Here is a 22,622-nt window from a genome sequence, read left to right as displayed (position 1 = left end):
CCTCCTACGGCCAGCACGGAAGGCCACGGGATCGGCGCCATCGTATCGGCCGCGGGGACTGCGCGTGGGCCACGGTGGCGCCGCAGATCACCCGAGGTCGGCGACCTGCCGGGACCCGATCTGCCACGCCTGCTCACCTGCCATGGCGGCGGCGTGCGTTCCACCGGTCGCAATGGCCAGGGCGGCGGCGACGATCAATATCAGTAGCACCGCTGCTATCGCGAGGTACAGCAGCGGGGAACGCGACTGGTTCATCCGCGTGAAGGGGGACATGGTCACAGTACGATAACGGCACCTGGCCGCGGCGGCAACCACTGCGCCCCGCGCGCCGCCTGCGCGAGGGCCGGCCACCGCGACACCTGCAGACTGCCCCGCCTTCACAGAGGGTAGATGCGGCGAGCGTTCGCAGCGGTGACCTGCGCCAATTCCAGAGGGTCCTGTTCTCGCAGTGCGGCCAACGCGCGCACCGTGTACGGCAGGCAGTACGGTTCGTTCGCCGCACCGCGAAACGGATGCGGAGTCAGGTACGGCGCGTCCGTTTCCACCAGAATCTGCTCAGCGGGCACGACCGTGGCCGCCTCCCGCACCTCGTGGGCATTCTTGAAACTCACCGTGCCGGAGAAGCTCAAGAAGTAGCCCTCGGCCACGCAAGACAGCGCCATATTGGTGTCCGAGGAAAAGCAGTGAAAGATCACCGTGTCCGGTGCACCCTCGTCCAGCAGCACCGCCAGCACATCGTGGTCGGCCGCACGGTTGTGGATCATCAGCGGCTTGCCGACCCGCTTGGCCAGGTCGATATGCCAGCGAAATCCCTCGATCTGCGTTTCGATGTCGGCACAACCATCGAGCGTGCCAGGCCAGTAGTAATCCAGACCGGTCTCGCCGACCGCGACCACCCGCGGGTCTGCGGCGAGGTGTTCCAGCTCGGCCTTTGCCGCGTCGTCGAGCGCATTCGCCCTGGTCGGATGCAATGCCACAGCGGCGAAAACGCGATCGTCCCAGTGCGCAGCGCGCACTGCCCACCGCGCAGCGGCCAAGTCGTCGGCAACGGTGACCACCTGTGCGACGCCCACCGAGGCGGCTCGGTCCACGATCGCGGCGACCGAGGCGGCGTCGGTCGCACCGCAGGCGTCCAGGTGGGTGTGTGCATCCACGATCGGCGCGAGTGGCTCGGGTAACGCAGGGGCGGGACGTGTGGCGCTCACTGCAGGTCCCCCTCCCGGAGTGCGACCACAGTCGAGGCAACCCGGAGATCGGTCCACGGGATATTCACGCGAGCGAAGAATTGCACGCGCATTACAGTAGACACACCATGAGTGAGCGAAGCGAGCGAACCATCAACATCGTCGCCGGTGTGGTCGAGTCGGTGCCGAGCGGCTGCGAGGCACGAGCATGAGCGCGGCCGATCGCCCCCCCTTCTACATCACCACGGCCATCGCCTACCCGAACGGTGCGCCGCACATCGGGCATGCCTACGAGTACATCTCCGCCGACGCCATCGCGCGATTCAAACGGCTCGACGGCTATGACGTGTTCTTCATGACCGGTACCGACGTTCACGGCCAGAAGATGCAGCAGGCGGCGGTCGCCGAGGGCATCCCGGTGGAACAACTCGCCGCGCGCAATTCCGACGCGTTCGAGGCGTTGGACAAGACACTCGACATCTCTTTCGACCGATTCATCCGCACCACCGACGAGGACCACCACGTGGCCAGCGCCGCGATCTGGGAGCGGATGCTGGCCAATGGCGACATCTACCTGGGCAACTATTCGGGCTGGTATTCGGTACGCGACGAGGCGTTCTACGCCGACGAGGAGACCGAGGTGCTGGCCGACGGCACTCGAGTCTCCCGCGAGTCCAGAACCCCGGTTACCTGGACCGAGGAGTCGAACTATTTCTTTCGGCTCTCGGCATATCAGGATGAATTGCTCACCCTCTACGCAGAGCACCCCGAATTCATCGCCCCCGCAACGCGTCGCAACGAGATCGTCAGCTACGTCGAAGCGGGGCTGAAAGACCTGTCCATCTCGCGTACCACCTTCGACTGGGGCGTACCGGTGCCCGGTCACCCCGACCACATCATGTACGTCTGGGTCGACGCATTGACCAACTACATCACCGGTGTGGGTTTCCCGGATGTGGACTCGGCCGCGTTCCGGACGTTCTGGCCCGTCGACGTCCACATCATCGGCAAGGACATCACGCGGTTTCACACGGTGTACTGGCCCGCGTTCCTGATGTCGGCCGGTGTGCAGTTGCCGAAACGCGTCTTCGTGCACGGCTTCCTGTACAACAAGGGCGAGAAGATGTCCAAGTCGGTCGGCAATGTGGTCGACCCGCTGGAACTGGTCGAGAACTACGGCGTGGACGCGGTGCGGTTCTTTCTGCTACGCGAGATCTCCTACGGCCAGGACGGCAGCTACAGCCACGAGGCCATCGTGAGTCGCATCAACAGCGATTTGGCCAACGAGTTCGGCAACCTGGTGCAACGGTGCTCCAAGCTCGTCGCGCGCGACTGCGGTGGCGTCGTACCGACACCTGGCGAGTTCACAGCCGACGATCGCGGTCTGCTCGATCTCGCAGGCACACTACTGGAGCGTTGCCGGGCCGAATTCGATACCCAGCAGATGCATCTCGCCTTGGAAGCGATCTGGCTGACCCTCGGCGAGACCAACAGATATTTTTCCGCGCAGGCGCCATGGGCATTGGCGAAGGCCGGTACACCGGCCGACCACGCCCGCGAGGCCACCGTGCTGTATGTGACTCTGGAAGTGTTGCGCATCGCCGCTGTTCTGACTCAGCCGGTGATGCCGGCCGCCGCGGGCCGCGTACTCGATCAATTGGGTCAACAGAACCGAACCTTCGCCGATCTCGCGACCCCGATCGCGCCCGGCGTATCACTGCCCGCACCGGAACCGGTCTTCCCCAAGTACATCGAGCCGAAGGACTGAGGCCGGGACGCGGACGCCGCTTGGCGCCAGCAAACGCGCGAGCCGCGCGAGAGCACACGCCATGAACCACCGCGACATTCACCTCGTGGCGTCGCGGGGTGCAGTCGCCGTGCCATGAGATGCTTTGTCGGATAATGGAGCATCGGTGCGCGGCCGGTGTGGCACCCGGACCGGGTGCGATCGGTACGACGACGTCTCGTTCCGCATCGGTTCCGGCACAGAGAGGGCACATATGCGCCAACAGCAGCATGCGACGGCACCCATCCAGCGGCCCGGATTCGCCGAGCGCCATCGCGCCGCACGCGATGCCGCCCTCACCTCGCAGCGCGGCAGGTTGGTCGAAGCCATGGTGGAATCCGTCGATCGCAAGGGCTATCCCGCGACCACACTCACGGATATCGTTGCCCGAGCACGGGTTTCGCGTAGCACGTTCTACGACCACTTCGCCAACAAAGAAGAATGCTTCGCCGAGGCTGCACATACCGGGGTCGACATCATGACCTCGCGAATCGTCGAGGAGCTCGCCCAGCTGCCGCCGGAAACCGATGCCGTGGCAAAGGTCGAATCGATAGTCGTGACCTTCTGCCGGACAGTGGCCGCCGAGCCCGACTTCGCACGCCTGGTTCTGGTGGAATCGTTCAACGTCAATCAGGCCGCCGTCGGCTATCGTGACCTGGCCGTGGACCGGTTCGCGCAGTTGTACCAGCAGTTCTACGACCAGGCGCGCATCGCCGACCCGACACTGCCGGAGCTTTCCGACGATCTGATCGCGCTGATTCCGGACGCGATCGGCGAACGGACCCGGCGCGTCATCATCTCCGACGGTCCCGCGAGCGTACCGCGGCTGGCGCCGCTGTTCGTCCAGTTCGTCGTATCCGCGCTGGGATTGCACACCATGTAGTCCTCGCGGCAGTCGGCTACCACATCAGTGGTGAGCATCACTGCGAAGCCCCCTTCAACTACGGCGGGCAGCGAGTACCGCGCCATAGAGTTCGCGACGAGAAACAGCGTGCGCGGCAGCGATTTCGGCGCAGGCGTCCTTCAGTCGCATGCCGTCGGCGGTCAGCGCTTCGACTGCGTCGACCAGCGCTGCGGGATCGGCGGAGGTGGGTTGGGCTCCGGCTACGACCACAGTGATCTCCCCCCGCGCGCCGTCGACTGCCCAGGCTGCGAGTTCGGCGAGGGTGCCGCGAATCACCTCTTCATAGGTCTTGGTCAACTCACGGCACACGGCAGCGCGGCGATCCGGACCGAGGACTGCCACAGCGTCCGACAAACAGTCGGCAAGGCGATGCGGCGCCTCGAAGAAGACACAGGCACGCTGTTCGGCGACCAAGGTATGCAACCACTCTCGCCGCGGACCCGATTTCCGCGGCGGGAATCCATCGAAGCAGAAGCGCTCCACGGGCAAACCCGACAGCGCCAAGGCGGTGGTCACCGCCGATGGGCCGGGCAAGCAGGTGACCGGAAGGTCGCGTGCCACACACGCCGCGACCATACGGTAGCCGGGGTCACTGACGGACGGCATGCCCGCGTCGGTGACCAACAGCACGGTACTGCCGGCTGCGATCGCATCGACGAGCCCCGGGATCCGCGCGACCTCCACGTGGTCGTAGAAACTCACCACCCGGCCGGTGATCTGCACATCGAGCGCCTTGGCCAGCGATCTGACACGCCGCGTGTCCTCCGCGGCGACGATATCGACCGTGGACAGCGCAGCGCGAAGTCGCTGCGACGCGTCGTCGACCGCACCCATCGGTGTCGCCGCAAGTACCAGCCGACCCACCGTCACCTCGCCACCACCGCACTCTCGTCCGCACTTTCCGAACCACTATTGTGACCCGATGGTCGGCCAGGGACGGGGCCGACCGAGCGGTCACCGGTATCACCGACGCACAACCATGTGCGAAGCACAGCATACGATCGGGGCGTGACCCAGGTGACCGACCAACGCGCGACCACACCGTTCGGGGCCGTGTCCTCCTGGTCGAGTCCTGGACCGTTGCGTCCACCACCCGACATCGGGCCGACCGACCGACTACGCGGCTGGCTGGTGACGGCGCTTCTGACCGCCGTCGCGGCGGTCACCCGATTCACAATGCTCAACCACCCCACCGACGCGGGCAGCCCGGTATTCGACGAGAAGTACTACGCCACACAGGCCTGGCAAATGCTCACCGGTGGCTGGGTCGAGGACAACCCGGGCTATGGGGTGGTGGTACACCCTCCGGTCGGCAAACAGCTCATTGCGGTCGGTGAGGCGTTGTTCGGCTATACCAGCTGGGGGTGGCGATTCAGCGCCGCAATCGCCGGTACAGTGCTTGTGCTGCTGGTGATCCGGATCGTGCGTCGGATGACGCGGTCCACCCTGATCGGTGCGGTGGCAGGCATCCTGCTGATCGCCGACAGCCTCACCTTCGTCTCTTCCCGTATCGGCATGCTCGACATCTTCCTCGCGTTGTTCGTGACCGGCGCCTTCGGCTGCCTGATCGTCGACCGTGACGACGTCCGCGCGCGATTCGCGCGCGTGGCTGCGGAAGGCCGAATCGACGTCACGGCCTGGGGGCCACGTCTGGGCGTACGCTGGTGGCGTTTCGGAGCAGGTCTCCTGCTCGGTTTGGCCTGCGGGACCAAATGGTCCGGGATCTATTTCGTCGCGGCCTTCGGGGTGCTGAGTGTGTACTTCGATCTCTCGGCGCGGCGGAGCTACGGGGTGCGGCTCCCGTGGCTCGGCGTCGCCGTCCGCGATATCGTTCCGGCAGTATACGCACTGGTCGTGGTGCCGATCGGGGTCTATCTGGCCAGTCACTGGGCCTGGTTCGCCAGTGAAACCGGCGTATACCGATACATGCCCGGCAACCCTTCGGCTCCGTCGGATCCGATCGGCACCGACGGCTTCTGGTCGCACATCCCCGACGCGCTTCGCTCGCTGTGGTATTACAACGCCCGGTCGATGGAATTCCATACCCAACTGACGAATTCGGCGGGCAACCATCACCCCTGGGAGTCCAAGCCCTGGACCTGGCCGATGGGTCTGCGTCCGATGCTGTACTACTACGCCGACACCGGTGTCACCGGTTGCGGTGGATCCCAGTGCGTGAAGGCAGTGATGCTGGTGGGTACGCCAGCGATCTGGTGGATCGCGGTTCCGGTGCTGGTCTGGATGATATGGCGTAGCGTGGTTCGCCGCGACTGGCGCTATGGCGCGGTGCTGGTCGGATATGGCGCAGCACTGCTGCCCTGGTTCGCCACCATCGACCGACAAATGTACTACTTCTACGCACTCCCGATGGCCCCGTTCCTGATCATGGGCCTTGCGCTGACGCTCGGAGACATACTGGGCCGAGCCCGCCCCGACACGATCCCGCGCAGCGCCGCCGGGGCCTTCGTCACCACCCGACGCAATGAACGACGCAGCCTGGGCCTCCTCGTCGTCTGTCTCTACCTGGGGCTGGTGATCGCCAATTTCATCTGGCTATGGCCGGTTCTCACTGCCCTACCGATCACACCGAGTGCGTGGCACAACCAGCTCTGGCTGCCCAGCTGGCGCTGAACGTCGCGACACAGCCCCGGTCAGCCCTTCAACGCCGCCTGCACATACCGTAGGGCAGCCGCGTCGTCCAAGCCCAACCTGCGTACCGTCGCGACATACGCAGTCGCCGCCCGTCCGGCCATGTCCTGAGTCGGATCGCCCGAAGACGCGATGAAGGATCCGTGCCTGCCACGAGTTTCGATAACTCCGTCGGCCTCGAGTTCGCGGTAGGCCCGAGCCACGGTGTTAGGTGCGAGTCCGAGCTGCGCGGCCAGCGCGCGGACGGTGGGGATCTTGGTTCCCGCCGCGAGCTCGCCCGAGCGAACTTGATCGATGATTCCCAGGCGCAGCTGCTCATAGGGTGGCACAGCCGACGCGTGGGACAGCGTGATGGTTACCATGGCGCGCTCACACGTCCCTGCGGGACAGCGGACAGGATAGGCAGCGCGGTCCCCCTCGACCCGACCCCAATTCGGAGCCGGGGATACGCAATACCTCGATACCGGCGTCCTCCAGTCTGGCGTTGGTCATCTCGTTGCGCTCGTAGGCGACCACGACGCCGGGAGCAAGGGCCAGCGTATTGTTACCATCGTCCCATTGCTCACGTTCGGCGGTGATTCCGTCCAATCCGGTGTCGATGACTCGTAGCTTACCGATGCCCATCGCATCGGCCGCCGCTGGCAGGAACGGGTCGGGGCCACGAATGCCGACCCGGCCACCGCCGTACCGGCCGCCGTAGTCGTTCTCCTTGTGAATCGTGAACGCGCACAACGAGTCACGCACAGCGGGATACATCACGACCGCGTCGGTGGCCACCATGGTGCACACGGTGTCCAGGTGCATGGTGGCGCGGCTCTGCGCGATCGGCACCACGAGCACGGTGTGCGCCAGGTCGTCGTCGAACAAACTGCGTGCCAACGCTTCCGCACCCGCGGGCGAGGTGCGCTCCCCGACACCCACGGCGACGACGCCATCGGACAACAGGAGCACGTCCCCACCCTCGATCGGGGCAGTGTGTGATTCGTAGGCGCGACGCACACCGAGGAAACGCGGGTGGAACGCATAGATCAGATCGGTCAACGAGGTCTCCCGGCTGCGAGCGGGCAACGCCAACGCGGTGATCGCGACCCGTGGGCCGACCCAGAAAGAAGAATCCCTGGTGAACAGGAGATTGGGCAGCGGATCGATCACGAAGTCCGCACCGTGGTGCATGCGCCGAACCAAAGACGTGGCGTCGGGGCCGAACGGCAATTCGTCGAAGGTCATGCCCGCCATCAGAATGCCGGCCAATTCTCGGGCCGGCACGCCTCGCAGGAAAGCAGCCAATTCGTCGGCCAGTCCGTGTCCGAGCCGGCGCGCATCGACCGCGGCCGAAATGCCCTGGATGCGGGCCGCGCCGCTGACAGCGAGGGTCTCTGCCAGCAGGTCCGACAGCAGCAATACCTCGGTGTCGCGGTCGCGCAGCAGATCGGCGAATGCATCGTGCTCGTGTTGTGCGCGCTCCACCCACGGGATGCCGTCGAACAGCAGTTGGTCGTTGTTGCGGGGCGTCAGCCTACGCAGCTCGTCACCGGGCCGGTGCAGCAGCACCGTACTCAACGTGCCGACTTCGGAGGTCACCGCCAGGCGCACACCGTCCATCCCCGGATCGGGCCCCGGCGCATCCGGGTCGTGCCGCGCGGATACCGCATCTGCTCCCATGATCAGACCGTAGTTCCCTGTGGCCTTCGAGGACACGGAAATCTCGGCTTCCGCAACCAACCACAGCGCGGATACCCGATTCCACCGCGACTCCACGATACCTGAAGTATGGTTTAGGTAATCGAAGGAGCATGCATGTCGACAACCGATTGGCGAGCGCAAGAGCTGACTCCAGGGCAGCTCTCCGAGCGTAGTGGAGTTGCGGTCTCCGCGTTGCACTTCTACGAACGCGAAGGGCTCATAACGAGCAGACGCACCAGCGGGAACCAGCGACGATACACTCGCGAGACGCTACGCCGCGTGGCCTTCATCCGTATCTCCCAGCGCGTGGGCATACCACTGAGCCATATCCGCGCCGCGCTCGACCTGCTTCCCGCAGGACGCACGCCCAGTCGTGAGGATTGGGGGACGCTGTCCTCGTCGTGGCGTGCCGACCTCGACGATCGGATCACCCAACTGATTCGTCTGCGCGACGACCTCACCGGCTGCATCGGCTGTGGCTGTCTGTCGCTGGATGCCTGTCGCTGGGTCAACGAGCACGATCGACTCGGGGCCGACGGTCCCGGCGCCCGGATACTCGACGTACACCTCAACGACCCGCCGCGGTCGACACCTGGCAGCACCAGTCATTGAGTCCGGTCGGCGCCGACACCGGCCACACCGCTATCGACCGAGTACTGTGAGCATGCCCGCAACGGCCCGCGGCCAGGTGAATTGCTCGGCACGCCGGCGCGCTGCGCGGCGGCGCTGTGCTCGCGGGAGGGCCAGCACAGCGGTGGCAGCCCGCGCGAATGCGGACGAGTGGTCCGCGGCGATGGCCCCGCAATCCGTGGTCACGATGTCGGCCACCGCCGACGACCGGCTGGCAACAACCGGCGTACCCGCAGCGAGCGCCTCCAACGCGGCAAGCCCGAACGTCTCGTGCGGGCCGGGCGCCACGGAGAGGTCGGCCGTGGCGAGCAGGGATGCAAGCACCGCCCGGTCGGCAATGAACCCGGTGAACACCACCGACGGAACCCCACCGGGCAGCGTGGGCAACGCCTGTGCTCGCCGTTGCAGGACATCCCGTCGTGGGCCATCGCCTGCGACGATCAGCCGTGCACCGACGCCCATGTCGTGCAATGCGCCCACCGCCGCGATACTCCGGTCCACACGTTTCTCCGCCGAAAGGCGACCACAGTGCACCAGCAGCGGATGCCCGCGCACACCGAGATCCATCCGCAGCCCGGGGTCACGCCGACACGGACTGAACATGTCCAGGTCCACTCCCAGCGGCACCAATTCCACATTCGTCGCACCGATCCGCACGAACTCCGCTCGGGCGAACTCGGTGGTGCAGACGACGATGTCGTAGTCGGCAGCAGTGCGCCGATTGGCGGTGTCGGCACAGCGGCGCGCGACCGGATCGGGTAGCACCTGCCCGAGCAGCCGGTCGAGGCGCTCATGCGAGATCATCACACCGGTGACGCCGCGGCGCCGGGCCCACCGCCCGAAGCCACGCAGCGTCAACCGATCGGAAACTTCCAACACATCCGGGCGCAGCCCGACCAGTACGTCGGCCACACGACGCGGGTCCGCTGCGCGGTAGCCGCCGGTCCACGCAATAGTCGGGGCGGGCACCGTGACGCGCGTTACCCCAGTCGGCAGGATCTCCTCCGACCGGCGTGGCCCCGGCACAATGAGCACCACATCGTGACCAGCAGCGGCATACCCCCCGCCCAAGTGGTGCAATGCAGTGCGCAACCCCCCCGATCGCGGGCCGTAGAAGTTCGCCAGCTGAACTATGCGCACTCCGCCGATCCTGCAGCGCACCGGCCGACCGACACCCAACTGTGGATGAACACCCGGTGAGAACCGACCGACCACTGGATGCGGAACGGGACACCAACACCGGGAACCACTGCACGGCGCGACACTGGGTCACACCCCGCGGTCACCTCGTTGCGGGTCGATGTCGAGCGGAATCTTGCCGAGGGCCAGATGAGATTCGACCTGCTCCGCAGGCATGGGGCGAGCGATCAGAAAGCCCTGCGCACGATAGCAACCGAGGCCGACCAAGGTGCGCGCGGCGACCGTCGTTTCGACGCCCTCACCGACAACGCCGAGTCCGAACGATCCAGCCAGACCGATGATCGATTTCACTATGGCCAGATCGTCCATGCTGGCGCCGAGCCGCTGTACGAAACCGCGATCGATCTTCACCGCGTCGACCGGCAGGGCTTTGAGATGCGACAGCGAGCTGTAGCCGGTACCGAAGTCGTCGATCGCGATCTGCACGCCCATCCGCTTCAATCCACGGAGGGTGACCTGGGTTCTGGCCAGGTCCTGAACCACGACGTGCTCGGTGATCTCGAGGCACACCGAACTGCCGTCGATGCCGAACACCCGAAGGATGTCTTCGATCCGCGCGACGAAATCGAGGCTGACCAACTGCACCGGCGACACATTGATGCGCATCACGACATCACGTGCGATACCGCGACGGCGCCATTCGGCGAATTGCGCGCACGCCGACCGGATCACCCAGCGGCCCAATTCACCAGCCAGATTCGTGGCCTCGGCGACAGCGACGAACGCCGCCGGCGGTAGCAGCCCTCGGGTCGGATGCAGCCAGCGGACCAGTGCTTCCATCGCGACGATGCGGCCGGTACGCAGATCCACCTCCGGCTGGTAATGCAGCACCAGTGAGCCGTCCAACACAGCACCGCGCAGGTTGAGTTCGACGTCATCTTGGAGTTCGAACTGCGCGCGCATGGCATCGGTGAACACCGCAACGCCGTTGCCACCGCCCGACTTCGCGGCCAACAACGCGTAGTCTGCACGGCGCAGCACATCGGTGACAGTGGTCTCGCCTGGAAAACCGAGCGCCACACCGGCACTGACCCCCCGACTGACGCTCTCGCCGCCGACCGTGACGCGCCGGGCGATCAATTGTTGAATGCGGTTCGCCTCCCCCTCCGCGGCGACTGCGTCCATGGGCTTGGCGGGAACGATGACGAATTCGTCGCCACCCAGTCGAGCGATAACGTCGTTCGGGTCCAGATGATCACGCAAGCGGGACGACAATGTGCGGATGAAATTGTCCCCGGCAGTATGGCCGAGGAAATCGTTCAGTGCTTTCAAACGATCCAGGTCGAGAAAGATGGCTGCTACCGGACCGGGACTGCCGCTGCGTAATCGCTCTTCCATGTGCTCGAGCAGCGCGCGCCTATTGGCCAGTCCGGTCAAATCGTCGTGTAGTGCGATATACCGAAGTTGCTCTTCTGCAACCACCCGTGCCTGCAACTGCGCGAACAGCGCCGCAATGGCCTTCAGTACGTTGAGTTCGCGATTGCTCCATTCCCGGTCACCGACCTTGACGAATCCGAGCATGCCCGTGGACTCGCCTCGAGACAACAGCGGTACGGCGGCCGAGGTCACCCCGGAGATTCCAGATCCCTGGCGAATGGTCTCCTGGTATTCGGCGAATTCCACGCCGGGATGTGCGACCACCGGCTCGGTCGCATTCTCCAATGCACGAAAAACTGGGTCGGCGTCGGCGAAATGTATCACAGCAAGCGGATCCGGCTCCGGTATCTGCGGCCGCCGGGGCCATTCCGCGACAAGCACCGTGGCTCGACGTGCGCGATCGGTATGTCGCACAAAGCTGGAGTCCACGTCGAAGTACTCGACCAATCGATCGAGCACACGTTCGGTGGCGGCAACCATCGTTGTGGCGTCCACACCCATGAGCTCCGAAGCGACTCGAGTCACCAGTGAGTCCAGTGTCCGCCGTGGCACATTGTCTCCGATCACGCTTAGATGCTGGTGTCCACGCCGAGCATCGGACGCCGCCTGCTGTTCACCGTTGCCGCGGAAGCGTCGCCCAGGCGGAGCACCAACGCCATGGTCTCATGCTCGGGCACTTCCAGCAGGTCCAGGAAACGACCTCGGAGCGACGCTAGTGTATCCGCGAAGCCGGAGGAAATCGGGCCACGTTCACCCGGGCGTCGGGCATGTGAGGCGCCTTCGGTCTCGATCGCGCCCTCCGACATCCGCTCGGCAACCATCCGGTGCAACACATCTCGGCCACGGCGAGATGCCGATTCGACGAGTGCAGCGACGAACGTCGACACCGATCGACCACCGGCGACCGAACCACCCACTGCGTGCCCGTCGTAGCACCGTCGTACTCCCTGCTCATGAGAGTTCCTCGGCACGAATGTAGTCGGATCCACAGTTGTTCGCCCTACTCCATCGCCGCGCCGCCCTGCACGATAGTCCAGCCCGTGTAGCACCCCCACGGCTCGAGGGCCGAGAGGAAGTCACTCGAGAAAGTATCCGTCATGCGGCGGAGATTGACCAGATTTCTAGCTAATATTCCGAAAACTCTACGGTACCCCACCATTTTCGCAGGTCAGATCAGCATCGGGCGATATCACGACAAAAGTAGAGACCGGTTGGTCTAATATAGGTTAGCGAACGGTAACCTATATTACGATGGAAATGAAGAGCTCCACCGACTGCGAACCATGCCAGATCTCGATCTCCTCACGGTAAGCACGAGTGATCTCTGCCGACGCAGTCGCATCATCGACCTGCGCCCAGACATCCTCCACCAGATCGTGATAGTCGCCATTCGGTGTGAAACGGGCGTAAATTCCTTTCGGAACCCGCACCAGAAGATCACCCACCGGAACTGCCTCCGGTGAGGCGTATTCGAAACAGACCACCGCGTTGTAGTTTCCGGCCGGGTCCGGCACATACACCGTAAACATCGGCGAGTCCACAACCGCTCGATCGCGCAGGCGGTCTTTGAGGAACTCGATCAGGTCACTGTTGCTGACCTTGAAACTCGGACGGACGCGCGGGACGACCAACCCGCCGTAGATCGCGTCGGCGCGGACTGCAATCGTGTAGCTCATCGGTGGTCGACCGCCAAGTAGAGATCGATCTTGTAGGCGTGTGGGTAGCACTCGAAATCGCCGGTGAAGGTGCGTTTGATGAGATTGTGCTCCTCGGCATAGGCGATCTGCATCCACAGGTCGGTCATCACCTGCGGGAAGTTGCCCACCGACGAGAAGCGTGCGTACGCGCCGCGCGGTAGACGGGCGACCAGGTGCCCCCGAGTGATGCCATCGAAGGATGCGCACTGGTAGCCCACGATCTGCGTGTTGTACGTCCTGAGCTCGCCGCAATAGTCGGTGTAGGCGCTGGCCAACGGCCCACCGAGTTCCTGGTGCAGTACGGCCGCCCAGGCAGCCTCCAGATCCCGGTCCTGCAGTTTCCCGAGCGCGCGTTTCGGGCTGCGCACCGGTAGTCCGGCAACCCACGTCTCGTCCCGCTCGACGATCTCAAACTGCATGAAAAGACTCTTTCGAATGAAGCCAGGGTGAGTTGTCTGCATCCGGTCGACCGGAAACGCCATGCTACCAATCCATACGGCGTGTCGCTGATCACACATCATGCCCGCTCGTCATTCGGGCAGCGCGTTGAACTGGTCAAACGTCCGGTTCGGGTCGATCGAGCCCGACAACGGTGATCCACCCGACCGACCGGTTCCACTGAGGCATCATGGACATGACCGTCGGTTACCGATCGTGTGGCCACATCGAACGGAGTTCCGATGACCGACAGCCCGATACCGGACCCACCCGCTGCCATGGCGATCTGCTGATGCTCGACCACGCTGAGCACTGACATGTGCCGAACCATTGCCGAGCTCGACGCGGCAGTCGCCGACTGCTTCGCCTGCCCGCGCTTGGTCGCTTGGCGGGAACATGCCGCGCGGCACAAACGCGCCGCCTACCGTGATCAGCCCTATTGGGGCCGCGCTGTTCCCGGCTTCGGGCCAGCAGACGCGCACATGCTGATCGTCGGACTCGCCCCTGCGGCGCACGGCGGTAACCGCACCGGACGCATGTTCACCGGCGACCGCAGCGGCGACGTGCTCTTCGCCGCGCTGCACGCGGTCGGTTTGGCCAATCAGCCGACTGCGACCGGCAGGGATGATGGTCTGCACTTGACCGGAGTGCGGATCACCGCTCCGGTGCATTGTGCGCCACCGGACAACAAACCGACCCCGGCCGAACGGGACCAGTGCAGCCACTGGTTGACCACCGAGATGCGCCTGCTGACGCCGACCGTCCGTTCGGTGGTGGTGTTGGGTGCGTTCGGGTGGCAGGCGCTGCTCGGTGTGGTGGCGCGCGAGGGCCGCGTCGTACCACGACCGCGACCGAAGTTCGGCCACGGCGTGCGAGTCGACCTGCCGGCGACCCAGACCGACCGGGCGCCCCTGCACCTGTTCGGTTGCTACCACGTGAGCCAACAGAACACCTTCACAGGACGGCTCACTCCAGCGATGCTGGAGACAGTTCTCGGCGAGGCGGCCGCGACCGCCGGCATCGCGACATATCGGTCATCTGCCCCGTGAGTATGGCTCGTACCGCGAATCGTCGGCTCCAGCGAGCAGCTCACACGTGGTCGACCAACGTCATGTGGCCTTCTTCATGGGCGCAGTGCGCGCAGCAGAAGAAGCTTCCGCTCGCTTCGACCCCGTGACCGAGAATTCGACAGGAGCAGTGCAGGCACACCGGAGCGAGCGCGTTGATCGCGCATTCGAAGCTGTCGAAGGTGGCGGACCGACCGTCGCTGGTGATGGTGAACGTCTTGTCGTACTCGTTCCCGCAGGTATCGCAGGTTGCCATGCGGTATCACCGATCCTCTCGAATAGCTGATCGACTCGTCGGGATTCGCGGTACCCACCAGCGCCGAGGCGAAACGACCTCATGCGTGCGAGCCTCTACCGGCGACACCGTGGTCCACCGCCCGGTGACGACAGACGATGCGCGCGCAAAACCGGACCGCGAACCGTAGCAGGCAGTGCAGAATGACCGGTCGAGAGTGCTCGATTCGAACACAAGGAGCGTGATCGACAGTGACAGGCAAGCGGCTGGCCCGGCATAGCGCCCTCGTCGCGGCGCTGTGCGCGGGCACATTCGCCTCGTCGGCGGCCCCGGCGACGGCCGATCGACCTACATTCACCACAATCGGCGTCATCCACACCTTCGGCGACACCTGCTACGGCCAAGCAGATGCGGGTGCGTCTTCCCCACGGGGAACCCCCGGGACCGCCCGTTTCGGCATCAGTTTCGTCAACTACACCCCCTTCGGCGTACCCTGCACCTTCACCGCTTTCGCCAACTGGCGCAACCTCGACACCGGCGCCGTGGGAACTGTCGCCGTACCCATCACCAGTCGCGGCTCGGCGGCCCAACCTCCACAGACCACCTTCGCCCGCCTGCCCACCGGAAGCGGGCGGGTACACATCGGCGTCACCACCGACTACCTGCACCTCGGGACACCTTTCAGCGAGATTCGAATTCGCTGAGTTCCGTCCACGCACCACGTCACCGGAGCGTAGTTCCACATCACCGGAACCACGGCGCGACAACCAGAACATCCGGTCACGAATGTCGTGGTCGGCGATAGCCGAGGCCATCGCCGACCACTGCGCGTGGGGGCCTGCTCATATGACCACCCACGAAATGCGCTGCACCTGGCTGCCATCGCCCCACGCGGGAGGGCTGGCTGCGCTGCCGTCACACCCCGACGGGCGGCACTTCGAAGACAACAGCTCGTCCGAGATGCCAAGGATCTGTGCCCACCGCACCAACTGTTTTTCAGCGTTTTCACCCCTTGAACAGGCCGCGGTGGGACAAGATTCGACGCCGACCACGATCATGTTGATGGATCAACGCGAGTTGGGGTCAGCCGATTGTTGATGCCATCAACACGGATTCGGTAAACCAGCAGGTCGCGTTAGTGTTGTGAAGCAATACATCGAAGACCAGAGACGGCCTGGTGGCCCCGAGAAAGGGAAGTTGACGCGCTAACCCGGCCCTGAAGGACCGGGCTTGCGCGCTACGTTCCTCGGTCACCCAGATCGACCTCGGCGCACACTTGGTAGAGGCGCACGTTGGTTGGACCGACCGGGCTGCCGTACAGGTCGGTCGTTGATGGCTCGTGTTGATGGCTTCTTGATCGAAGTAGCATCATAGCCCTGACCTGCACGTTTTCGGTGGAGCTAAGGGGAATCGAACCCCTGACCTTCTCGATGCGAACGAGACGCGCTACCAACTGCGCTATAGCCCCGTGCGGCTCCACCGGAACCGCGCTGTGACACTGTATCAGGCCAGAACCCCGGACTCCGAATCAACGATCTGAACTGCCCGGATGCGCCTGATCATGCACCAGCCGCATGGTCGATGTTTCCGCTGGTGCGCGCACGTAGTGCACGAGCTGTCGCGGGGTCGAACGGGTCCAGATGATCGAACATGGGATCTTCGTCATCGGGTTCGATGTGGGCGGAGCGGCGGCGCAGGGCGCGTGCGGTGTCTCGATCCATGGCGTCGAACTGGTGGGCCCCGACTCGACGCGACCTCGGATCGACGTCGCCACGGCGCTGGCCACGGTTGAGGCGAGCGGCGCGCCGGCGCCGAATCTCCTCTTCCATCCGCACTTGTCTGCGCAAGTACGCCAGGTAGCCGACGAGCAAGCCGGCAGCGAGCCCGCACGCCCACCACAGCACAGGTATGAGCACGAATGCTGCAACACCGCAGCCGAGGGCGGTGAGCAACAAGCACAGCACCGCACGTTGCCGGAAGGTGTAACGTGCCACGCGGGCGATGGCGTCGGCTTCGGGGTCGAAGCCGCCGCGGCCCCGCCGTGACGGAACGAATTCCTCCTCCGACAGATAGGGCTCGGTGTCGTCGTCCACCGGCATATGGGCGGGCTTCGTCGAGCGTGCGGGCGGAATCCTGGCCGCGATCGGCTCGAGGGCCGGTGGCCGCGCGTCCTCATCGATGGGCGCCGCGTCGACTTCCGGGCCGGCGCCGGTGATGTCGTCTTCCGACGCGCCTCGCTCCGGTCCTCGATCAGCGATGTCGGACCCCACGTCCGGTGCGGGGGCGGGTCGCTGTTTGCCATCGCTTTCGGTGACGGGTTCGTCGGCCGGTGTTGTCATCCGGTCCTCCGCATCATCGCTGTGGGCATGCTTTCTCGGTACGCGGCGGGGCCGCCAATTCGGATCGGTGTCATGTCCGCCGGCGGGTCCCTTTCGGAGTTGTCGTTTGCCACCGCCACGATGCAAAACCCTGGTTGCCAGAGCGGCGTCGGTGATCCGGCGGATCCTCGGGTGGCGATCGGCCAGGATCGGGAACAAGACAAAGATCCAGAACACGACAAACCCGATCCAAAGGATCGAATTCGGCATCGCGCCAGCACCTCCGTCCCCGCGTGGATTCCGTCCGGCTCGACCCGCGAACGGTGCATTGTACGCTCCGTTCTGAAGCGGCCGTCGTCCGATGCGGGCGCCAGTCACCTCGCGGGCTCTCTACCGATGACGCAAGACGCACCATCGACGTCCGTAGGCTAGTTCCGAGCAGCGGCAAGATCCGGCAGGCGCGCCGTGCACATCCGCCACACCTGTCACAATTCCACCATCGTCACCGCAGGCGGTGTTGTTTCACGACAGGGTCGGATGGCGGCGTTTCACGACGGGGTCGGATGGCGGCGTTTCACGACAGGGTCGGATGGCGGCGTTTCACAACAGGGTGACACGCCCCTCCCGCACGAGCCGGCGCACGACGGTTTCTGCCACGTCCTCGGTGGTCATGCCGACCAAAAGGTGGTCCCGCCAGGCGCCGTCCACATCGAGATAGTTCCGTAGCAGCCCCTCTTCGCGGAAGCCGACATTGTACAATACCGCCCGACTCGCATGATTCTCCGGTCGCACGGTCGCCTCGACCCGGTGCAGGCCCACCGGTCCGAAACAGTGATCGAGGCCGAGCGCCAGCGCCGCGGTCGCGACCCCCTGCCCGCTGAGATCCTTCGCGACCCAATAGCCGATCCACGCCGAACGCAGCGGGCCGCGCACGATATTGCCAATGGTCAATTGCCCGGTGAAAGCACCGTCCACTTCGATCACCAAGGGGATCATCGAGCCGCGTCGTGCCTCCGTCTTCAACCGCGACCACAGCGCCGGCCAATTGGACGCGTGATTGCGCGCACCCCAGGATCCACGACCGGTCGGTTCCCACGGTTGGAGATACTCTTTGTCCCGCAACCGAATCCTGCTCCACGCTCCCGCGTCACGCAGCCGAATCGGACGAAGAACCACCCGACCTGCCGGTACCCGGACCGGACCCAGCCGTACCGGCCACCCTGGATGCGGCTCTACCCGCAAGACGCTCATTGCCTCCACGTCTCAGCCGCGCTGCGCAAGGAACGCGACCCGAACCTCATCACCGGTTCGGATGTCGGTGTCATCCGGGTCGATCACGATCAGACTATTGGCCAAGGCGAGCGTCGCGAGCAGATGAGAAGACGAACTCGCGCCGCCGAGCGGCTGAACCAGGTATTCACCGGTCGCCTCGTCCCGCATGAGCTGCGCGCGCAAATACCCTTTGCGACCGGCCATGGAACTGATCGGGGTGATCGTGCGTGCATGAACGATCCGCCGCATGGGATGCCTTCGGCCCAGGGCGATGCGGATCAGCGGACGCACCATCACCTCGAAGACCACCAGCGCACCGACCGGATTGGCTGGCAGAAGAAAAGTCGGCACTTCGTCGCGACCGAGCCTGCCGAAGCCCTGTACCGAGCCGGGATGCATGGCTACCCGACCGATTTCGAGCTCACCGAGTTCTTCGAGAGTTTCCCTGATCTGTTCGGAGGCCCAGCCGCCGACCGCGCCGGCGATGACGACGACTTCCGAACGCACCAACTGTCCTTCGACCACATCCCGCAGTTGGCGGGAATCGGAGCTCACTATTCCCACGCGGTTCACGTCCGCACCTGCGTCCCGTGCAGCCGCCGCCAGTGCGTAGGAGTTCACGTCGTAGACCTGGCCGGGTCCGGGCGTGCGATCGATATCGATCAGCTCGCCCCCCACCGAGATCACCGACAATCGGGGACGCGGGTGCACCAGAACTTTGTCCTGACCAACCGCGGCGAGCAGTCCGACTTGCGCCGCACCGATGATGGTTCCGGCACGGACTGCGACGTCGCCGGGCTGCACGTCGTCGCCGATACGTCGAACGTAGTCTCCCGAACGCACCGGCTCGTACACCTTGATCCTGGCGTGCCCGCCGTCGGTAAAATCCATCGGCAACACAGCATCGGCGAGCGTCGGCATCGGCGCGCCGGTATCCACCCGAACGGTTTGGCGCGGCTGCAACCGAATCGGCTGGCGCGACCCTGCGACCACTTCGCCGACCACAGGAAGAGTCAGATCGACGAGATCGCCGTCCTCGTCGCGGATATCGGCGCCTGCCGAGGCGACGTCCACACTACGCACCGCGTAGCCGTCGATCGCGGCTTGATCGAACCCGGGTAGCGGCCGCTCGGTGACCACGTCCTCGGCACACAGCAGGCCCTGAGCCTCGGAAATCGCGACCCGAACCGGCCGAGGCGCAACCGCCGCAGCGGTTACCTTGATCTGCTGATCCTCAACCGAGCGCATCCAATCCTTCCTGATCTCCTCGCACGTCATCGGATTTCGCCTGCGCGGCACACCGTGGCGGCGCGAGCGCGCTCACACCGCTGCGGGAAACGACCGTACATCCTCCACGGGTTCACTCCAGGTCAACCCGACCGGTCCGGTCAGTCGTCGGTCGCCAGCTGTGGGTTCCAGTCGGGACCGAGACGGTGATGTAGCCACTCACGCAGTGCTGGGCCGTATTCCTGTCGTTCCAACGCGAAATCGACCGCAGCACGAAGATAACCGCCCGGGTTGCCCAAATCGTGGCGCGACCCACGGTGTACCACCACATGCACCGGATGTCCTTCGGCGATCAACAGCGCGATGGCATCGGTGAGTTGCCACTCATCGCCGGCGCCGGGCTCGATCCGGCGTAGGGCGTCGAAGATCGCGCGGTCCAACAGATACCGGCCCGCGGCCGCGAACGTCGACGGCGCATCCGCGAGCCTGGGCTTCTCCACCATTCCGCGCACGCGCAACACGTTGGGGTTCACCGCGTCCGGCACCGGAGCCACGTCGAAGACCCCATATGCGCTGACTTGGTCCTTGGGCACATCGATAGCGCACAACACCGATCCGCCGCGCTTACGGCGCACTCGGCTCATCACGTCGAGCACACCGTAGGGCAACACGAGGTCGTCCGGTAGCAGCACCGCGATCGCGTCTTCGTCGGCATCGAGAACCGGTTCGGCCTGGGCGACGGCGTGACCGAGCCCAAGCGGCTCCTCCTGCACCACCGACGTCACATCGAGCAGCCCCGGCGCCTTGCGCACCTTCTCCAACAACTGGTATTTGCCCCGCTCGGCGAGCGTGCTCTCCAGTACGAGATCTTCGACGAAGTGCGCCACGACTCCGTCTTTTCCCGGCGACGTGACGATCACCAACCGCTCGGCGCCGGAGCCGGCCGCTTCGCTGGCCACCAACTCGATGCCCGGGGTGTCCACGACCGGCAGGAGTTCCTTGGGCACCGTCTTGGTCGCGGGCAGGAACCGGGTTCCGAGCCCAGCTGCGGGCACCACGGCGGTGCGATAGCACGACACCGGCGCGGTGTCGTCGGGTTGCCCGACCTTCGCTGTCATATGTTCACCCTATCCATCCATCACACCGCCGGATCGGCTTCGCGCCAACCCGATACGGGTGAGCTTATGGTGATTACTGTGAAGATGCCCCCCGCACGCGACAAACATGCATGGCGCATCGAACTCCTCGCCCAGCGATCTGTGATGAGCGCCACCGATCACGCGAGCGAGGCGCGCGCACTGGCCGCGGCGGCCGAGGCGCTCGGGGCGGCCGAATGGGTGTGCGCATACGTGCCGATCGACGGCGAGCCGGGGTCGACGGCGATGTTGGACGTGCTGGTGGCTGGCGGAGCACGGGTCCTACTCCCGATCACCGAGGAACCTGGGCCGCTGAGCTGGGCCGAATACACCAGCGCGCACGACTTGCGACGCGCCCGCTACGGGCTGCGAGAGCCCATCGGCCCGGTGCTGCCGCCGAACGCCGTCGGCAGGGCCGAACTGATCCTGATCCCCGCACTGGCAGTGGACCGCCGTGGCGTGCGACTCGGACGAGGAGCCGGCTACTACGACCGCACCCTGGTGGCTGCCGATCGGCAGGCACGCCTGGTCGCCGTGGTCCGCGACGAGGAACTGGTCGATCGCCTACCCGAGCAACCCCACGATATACGCATGGGCTGGGCGCTGACCCCGCACGGCGGACTACGACAACTCGGCAGGGGGCAAGTCCTGGAATGAAACACCGATTGGCGATGTTGGCACTGTCGGCTGTAAAGTGCCAGGTCGACGAATATCGCGGAGGATCCTGTGCCAACTTATTCATACGCGTGCACCCAGTGTGACAACCGCTTCGACATCGTTCAGTCCTTCAGCGACGAGACTCTGAGCGTGTGTTCGGAGTGCTCGGGCAAGCTGCGCAAGCTGTTCAACTCGGTCGGCATCGTCTTCAAGGGCAGCGGCTTCTACCGCACCGACAATCGCGGTGGTTCCTCCTCCGCAACCGAGACCGCGAAGGGCGACAGCGGCTCGAGCACCTCGTCCGAGGCGCCTTCCACGAGCGGGTCGAACTCCACAAGCGGTTCGAACTCCACAAGTGATGCCGGTAAGACCACCAGCACCGCTGTAGCCAGCTGATTCCGGGTTCCACCCGGGTTCTACACAGCCTCTTCCGTATCCACAATCTGCTGCTCGCCGCGGCCGAGTGAGGTGCGCCCGGCCATAGGATCCGGCCATGATGCGCTCATTCGCCGGCCTCGGTCCGAGTAGGTTGAATCCGTCCGGGTGGCACCGTCCCGCCTGGATCGATACCGTGCTCGCCCGGCGGGTGCTCGCGGCCGGACTCACTGTGGTGGCGGCCGTGCTCTTCATCCGGGGCGACCCCGCGACCCATCACACCGTGGTTCTCGTCGCGAGCCGGGACCTGGCGCCAGGACGATCGATCGAAGCAGACGATGTGCGTTCGGTACCTCGCCCGACAAGCACGCTGCCCGTTGGCGCCGTCACCGATTCCGCCACCCTCATCGGCGCCGCGCTCGCCGGCGCCATCCGTCAAGGCGAGATATTCACCGACCTGCGCGTCGTCGGAGCCCGTTTGGCCACGGCGGCGTCCGGCACCTCCGAGGCCAGGATCGTACCCATCCGGCTCGCTGATACCGCGGTCGCCGACATCCTGCGCGCCGGTGATCGGGTCGACGTGATCGCCGCTGACGATGTCCAGGGGCCTCGGCCTGGGCCGGCCCGCGTCTTGGCCACCGACGCCGCAGTCGTCCTCGTCTCCGGTCCGGAGGATGGACACGGCGCCACGGACCGCGTTGTGCTGGTCGCGATGGACACCGATCATGCCACCGCTGTGGCTGCGGCATCGCTGCGCAACGCGCTCACTGTGGTCTTCCATTGATGG

At 65.1% G+C, this 22,622-nt stretch carries 24 protein-coding genes and 1 tRNA gene; 9 read left to right on the top strand and 16 right to left on the bottom strand.

Translation table 11 applies throughout. The features are described 5' to 3' along the window. Window positions 1-87: 87 nt before the first annotated feature. Window positions 88-273 (bottom strand): hypothetical protein, encoded by a 186-nt coding sequence (locus tag K940_RS32265; protein WP_155980816.1) that lies wholly within the window; start codon window positions 271-273, stop codon window positions 88-90. Between the two features lie 104 nt (window positions 274-377). Continuing rightward, window positions 378-1,205 carry a TatD family hydrolase gene (locus tag K940_RS0111430; protein ID WP_028477664.1) on the bottom strand — a complete coding sequence of 276 codons (828 nt, stop codon included), beginning with the start codon at window positions 1,203-1,205 and terminating at the stop codon, window positions 378-380. 187 nt (window positions 1,206-1,392) lie between these two features. Here K940_RS0111430 and metG point away from each other — a divergent pair, with 187 nt between their 5' ends. Together metG and K940_RS0111410 are read left to right on the top strand one after the other, a co-directional pair. Continuing rightward, the gene (gene metG, locus K940_RS0111415; RefSeq protein WP_028477663.1) at window positions 1,393-2,952 is read left to right on the top strand and encodes a methionine--tRNA ligase; all 1,560 of its coding nucleotides are present in this window, start codon (window positions 1,393-1,395) and stop codon (window positions 2,950-2,952) included. 232 nt (window positions 2,953-3,184) lie between these two features. Continuing rightward, entirely contained in the window at window positions 3,185-3,853 is a 669-nt protein-coding gene (locus tag K940_RS0111410) for a TetR/AcrR family transcriptional regulator (protein ID WP_028477662.1), read from the top strand. 54 nt (window positions 3,854-3,907) lie between these two features. Here the strand turns inward: K940_RS0111410 and rsmI are convergent, their stop codons facing one another. Next, a complete protein-coding gene (rsmI, locus tag K940_RS0111405) occupies window positions 3,908-4,744 on the bottom strand; it encodes a 16S rRNA (cytidine(1402)-2'-O)-methyltransferase (protein ID WP_155980815.1) in 837 nt (278 codons plus the stop codon). 138 nt (window positions 4,745-4,882) lie between these two features. Between rsmI and K940_RS0111400 the strand changes: the two genes are divergently transcribed. Next, window positions 4,883-6,505: a phospholipid carrier-dependent glycosyltransferase gene (locus K940_RS0111400; RefSeq protein ID WP_028477660.1), complete on the top strand. Its 1,623-nt coding sequence runs from the start codon at window positions 4,883-4,885 to the stop codon at window positions 6,503-6,505. Window positions 6,506-6,525: 20 nt separating this feature from the next. Here the strand turns inward: K940_RS0111400 and K940_RS0111395 are convergent, their stop codons facing one another. Next, the gene (locus K940_RS0111395; RefSeq protein WP_028477659.1) at window positions 6,526-6,885 is read right to left on the bottom strand and encodes a GntR family transcriptional regulator; all 360 of its coding nucleotides are present in this window, start codon (window positions 6,883-6,885) and stop codon (window positions 6,526-6,528) included. Window positions 6,886-6,892: 7 nt separating this feature from the next. Continuing rightward, window positions 6,893-8,125: an arginine deiminase gene (gene arcA / locus K940_RS0111390; protein ID WP_028477658.1), complete on the bottom strand. Its 1,233-nt coding sequence runs from the start codon at window positions 8,123-8,125 to the stop codon at window positions 6,893-6,895. Window positions 8,126-8,320: 195 nt separating this feature from the next. On the opposite strand from arcA, the gene soxR reads away from it, so the two are divergent. Then, a complete protein-coding gene (soxR, locus tag K940_RS0111385) occupies window positions 8,321-8,818 on the top strand; it encodes a redox-sensitive transcriptional activator SoxR (protein ID WP_028477657.1) in 498 nt (165 codons plus the stop codon). 30 nt (window positions 8,819-8,848) lie between these two features. On the opposite strand, the gene K940_RS0111380 is transcribed toward soxR, so the two are convergent. The 5 genes from K940_RS0111380 to K940_RS0111355 form a co-directional block, all read right to left on the bottom strand. Further along, the gene (locus K940_RS0111380) at window positions 8,849-9,976 is read right to left on the bottom strand and encodes a glycosyltransferase (RefSeq protein WP_028477656.1); all 1,128 of its coding nucleotides are present in this window, start codon (window positions 9,974-9,976) and stop codon (window positions 8,849-8,851) included. 129 nt (window positions 9,977-10,105) lie between these two features. Beyond that, the gene (locus tag K940_RS0111375) at window positions 10,106-11,914 is read right to left on the bottom strand and encodes a bifunctional diguanylate cyclase/phosphodiesterase (protein WP_051407107.1); all 1,809 of its coding nucleotides are present in this window, start codon (window positions 11,912-11,914) and stop codon (window positions 10,106-10,108) included. Between the two features lie 68 nt (window positions 11,915-11,982). Continuing rightward, window positions 11,983-12,384 carry a hypothetical protein gene (locus K940_RS0111370; RefSeq protein ID WP_196812166.1) on the bottom strand — a complete coding sequence of 134 codons (402 nt, stop codon included), beginning with the start codon at window positions 12,382-12,384 and terminating at the stop codon, window positions 11,983-11,985. Window positions 12,385-12,654: 270 nt separating this feature from the next. Further along, window positions 12,655-13,089 carry an effector binding domain-containing protein gene (locus K940_RS0111360; RefSeq protein ID WP_028477653.1) on the bottom strand — a complete coding sequence of 145 codons (435 nt, stop codon included), beginning with the start codon at window positions 13,087-13,089 and terminating at the stop codon, window positions 12,655-12,657. Next, complete coding sequence (locus K940_RS0111355) at window positions 13,086-13,529, bottom strand: GyrI-like domain-containing protein (protein ID WP_028477652.1); 444 nt, start codon at window positions 13,527-13,529, stop codon at window positions 13,086-13,088. The genes K940_RS0111360 and K940_RS0111355 overlap by 4 nt, the downstream gene beginning before the upstream one ends. 336 nt (window positions 13,530-13,865) lie before the next feature. Between K940_RS0111355 and K940_RS0111345 the strand changes: the two genes are divergently transcribed. Beyond that, window positions 13,866-14,597 (top strand): uracil-DNA glycosylase, encoded by a 732-nt coding sequence (locus K940_RS0111345; protein WP_028477650.1) that lies wholly within the window; start codon window positions 13,866-13,868, stop codon window positions 14,595-14,597. A gap of 40 nt (window positions 14,598-14,637) precedes the next feature. Here the strand turns inward: K940_RS0111345 and K940_RS0111340 are convergent, their stop codons facing one another. After that, window positions 14,638-14,871: a hypothetical protein gene (locus K940_RS0111340; protein ID WP_028477649.1), complete on the bottom strand. Its 234-nt coding sequence runs from the start codon at window positions 14,869-14,871 to the stop codon at window positions 14,638-14,640. 230 nt (window positions 14,872-15,101) lie between these two features. On the opposite strand from K940_RS0111340, the gene K940_RS0111335 reads away from it, so the two are divergent. Then, a complete protein-coding gene (locus K940_RS0111335; protein WP_028477648.1) occupies window positions 15,102-15,554 on the top strand; it encodes a hypothetical protein in 453 nt (150 codons plus the stop codon). A gap of 691 nt (window positions 15,555-16,245) precedes the next feature. On the opposite strand, the gene K940_RS0111330 is transcribed toward K940_RS0111335, so the two are convergent. From K940_RS0111330 to K940_RS0111310, 5 genes are all read right to left on the bottom strand, one after another. Next, window positions 16,246-16,318, bottom strand: a tRNA-Ala gene (locus K940_RS0111330). Between the two features lie 91 nt (window positions 16,319-16,409). After that, window positions 16,410-17,438 (bottom strand): gephyrin-like molybdotransferase receptor GlpR, encoded by a 1,029-nt coding sequence (gene glpR / locus K940_RS0111325; RefSeq protein ID WP_028477647.1) that lies wholly within the window; start codon window positions 17,436-17,438, stop codon window positions 16,410-16,412. Window positions 17,439-17,768: 330 nt separating this feature from the next. Then, complete coding sequence (locus K940_RS0111320) at window positions 17,769-18,419, bottom strand: GNAT family N-acetyltransferase (protein ID WP_028477646.1); 651 nt, start codon at window positions 18,417-18,419, stop codon at window positions 17,769-17,771. 12 nt (window positions 18,420-18,431) lie between these two features. Beyond that, complete coding sequence (glp, locus tag K940_RS0111315; protein ID WP_028477645.1) at window positions 18,432-19,688, bottom strand: gephyrin-like molybdotransferase Glp; 1,257 nt, start codon at window positions 19,686-19,688, stop codon at window positions 18,432-18,434. A gap of 140 nt (window positions 19,689-19,828) precedes the next feature. Then, complete coding sequence (locus tag K940_RS0111310) at window positions 19,829-20,785, bottom strand: UTP--glucose-1-phosphate uridylyltransferase (protein WP_036528289.1); 957 nt, start codon at window positions 20,783-20,785, stop codon at window positions 19,829-19,831. 84 nt (window positions 20,786-20,869) lie between these two features. On the opposite strand from K940_RS0111310, the gene K940_RS0111305 reads away from it, so the two are divergent. The 3 genes from K940_RS0111305 (at window position 20,870) to K940_RS0111295 (ending at window position 22,619) form a co-directional block, all read left to right on the top strand. Next, window positions 20,870-21,460, top strand: coding sequence for a 5-formyltetrahydrofolate cyclo-ligase (locus K940_RS0111305; RefSeq protein ID WP_028477643.1), 591 nt, complete (start codon window positions 20,870-20,872; stop codon window positions 21,458-21,460). A 69-nt stretch (window positions 21,461-21,529) separates the two neighbouring features. Further along, window positions 21,530-21,856 (top strand): FmdB family zinc ribbon protein, encoded by a 327-nt coding sequence (locus K940_RS0111300; RefSeq protein WP_028477642.1) that lies wholly within the window; start codon window positions 21,530-21,532, stop codon window positions 21,854-21,856. 97 nt (window positions 21,857-21,953) lie between these two features. Beyond that, entirely contained in the window at window positions 21,954-22,619 is a 666-nt protein-coding gene (locus K940_RS0111295; protein ID WP_028477641.1) for an SAF domain-containing protein, read from the top strand. Window positions 22,620-22,622 lie beyond the last annotated feature (3 nt).

It is taken from the genome of Nocardia sp. CNY236 (assembly GCF_000482385.1).
Classification (GTDB): Bacteria; Actinomycetota; Actinomycetes; order Mycobacteriales; family Mycobacteriaceae; genus Nocardia.
This window is presented reverse-complemented; position numbering and strand designations above follow the sequence as displayed.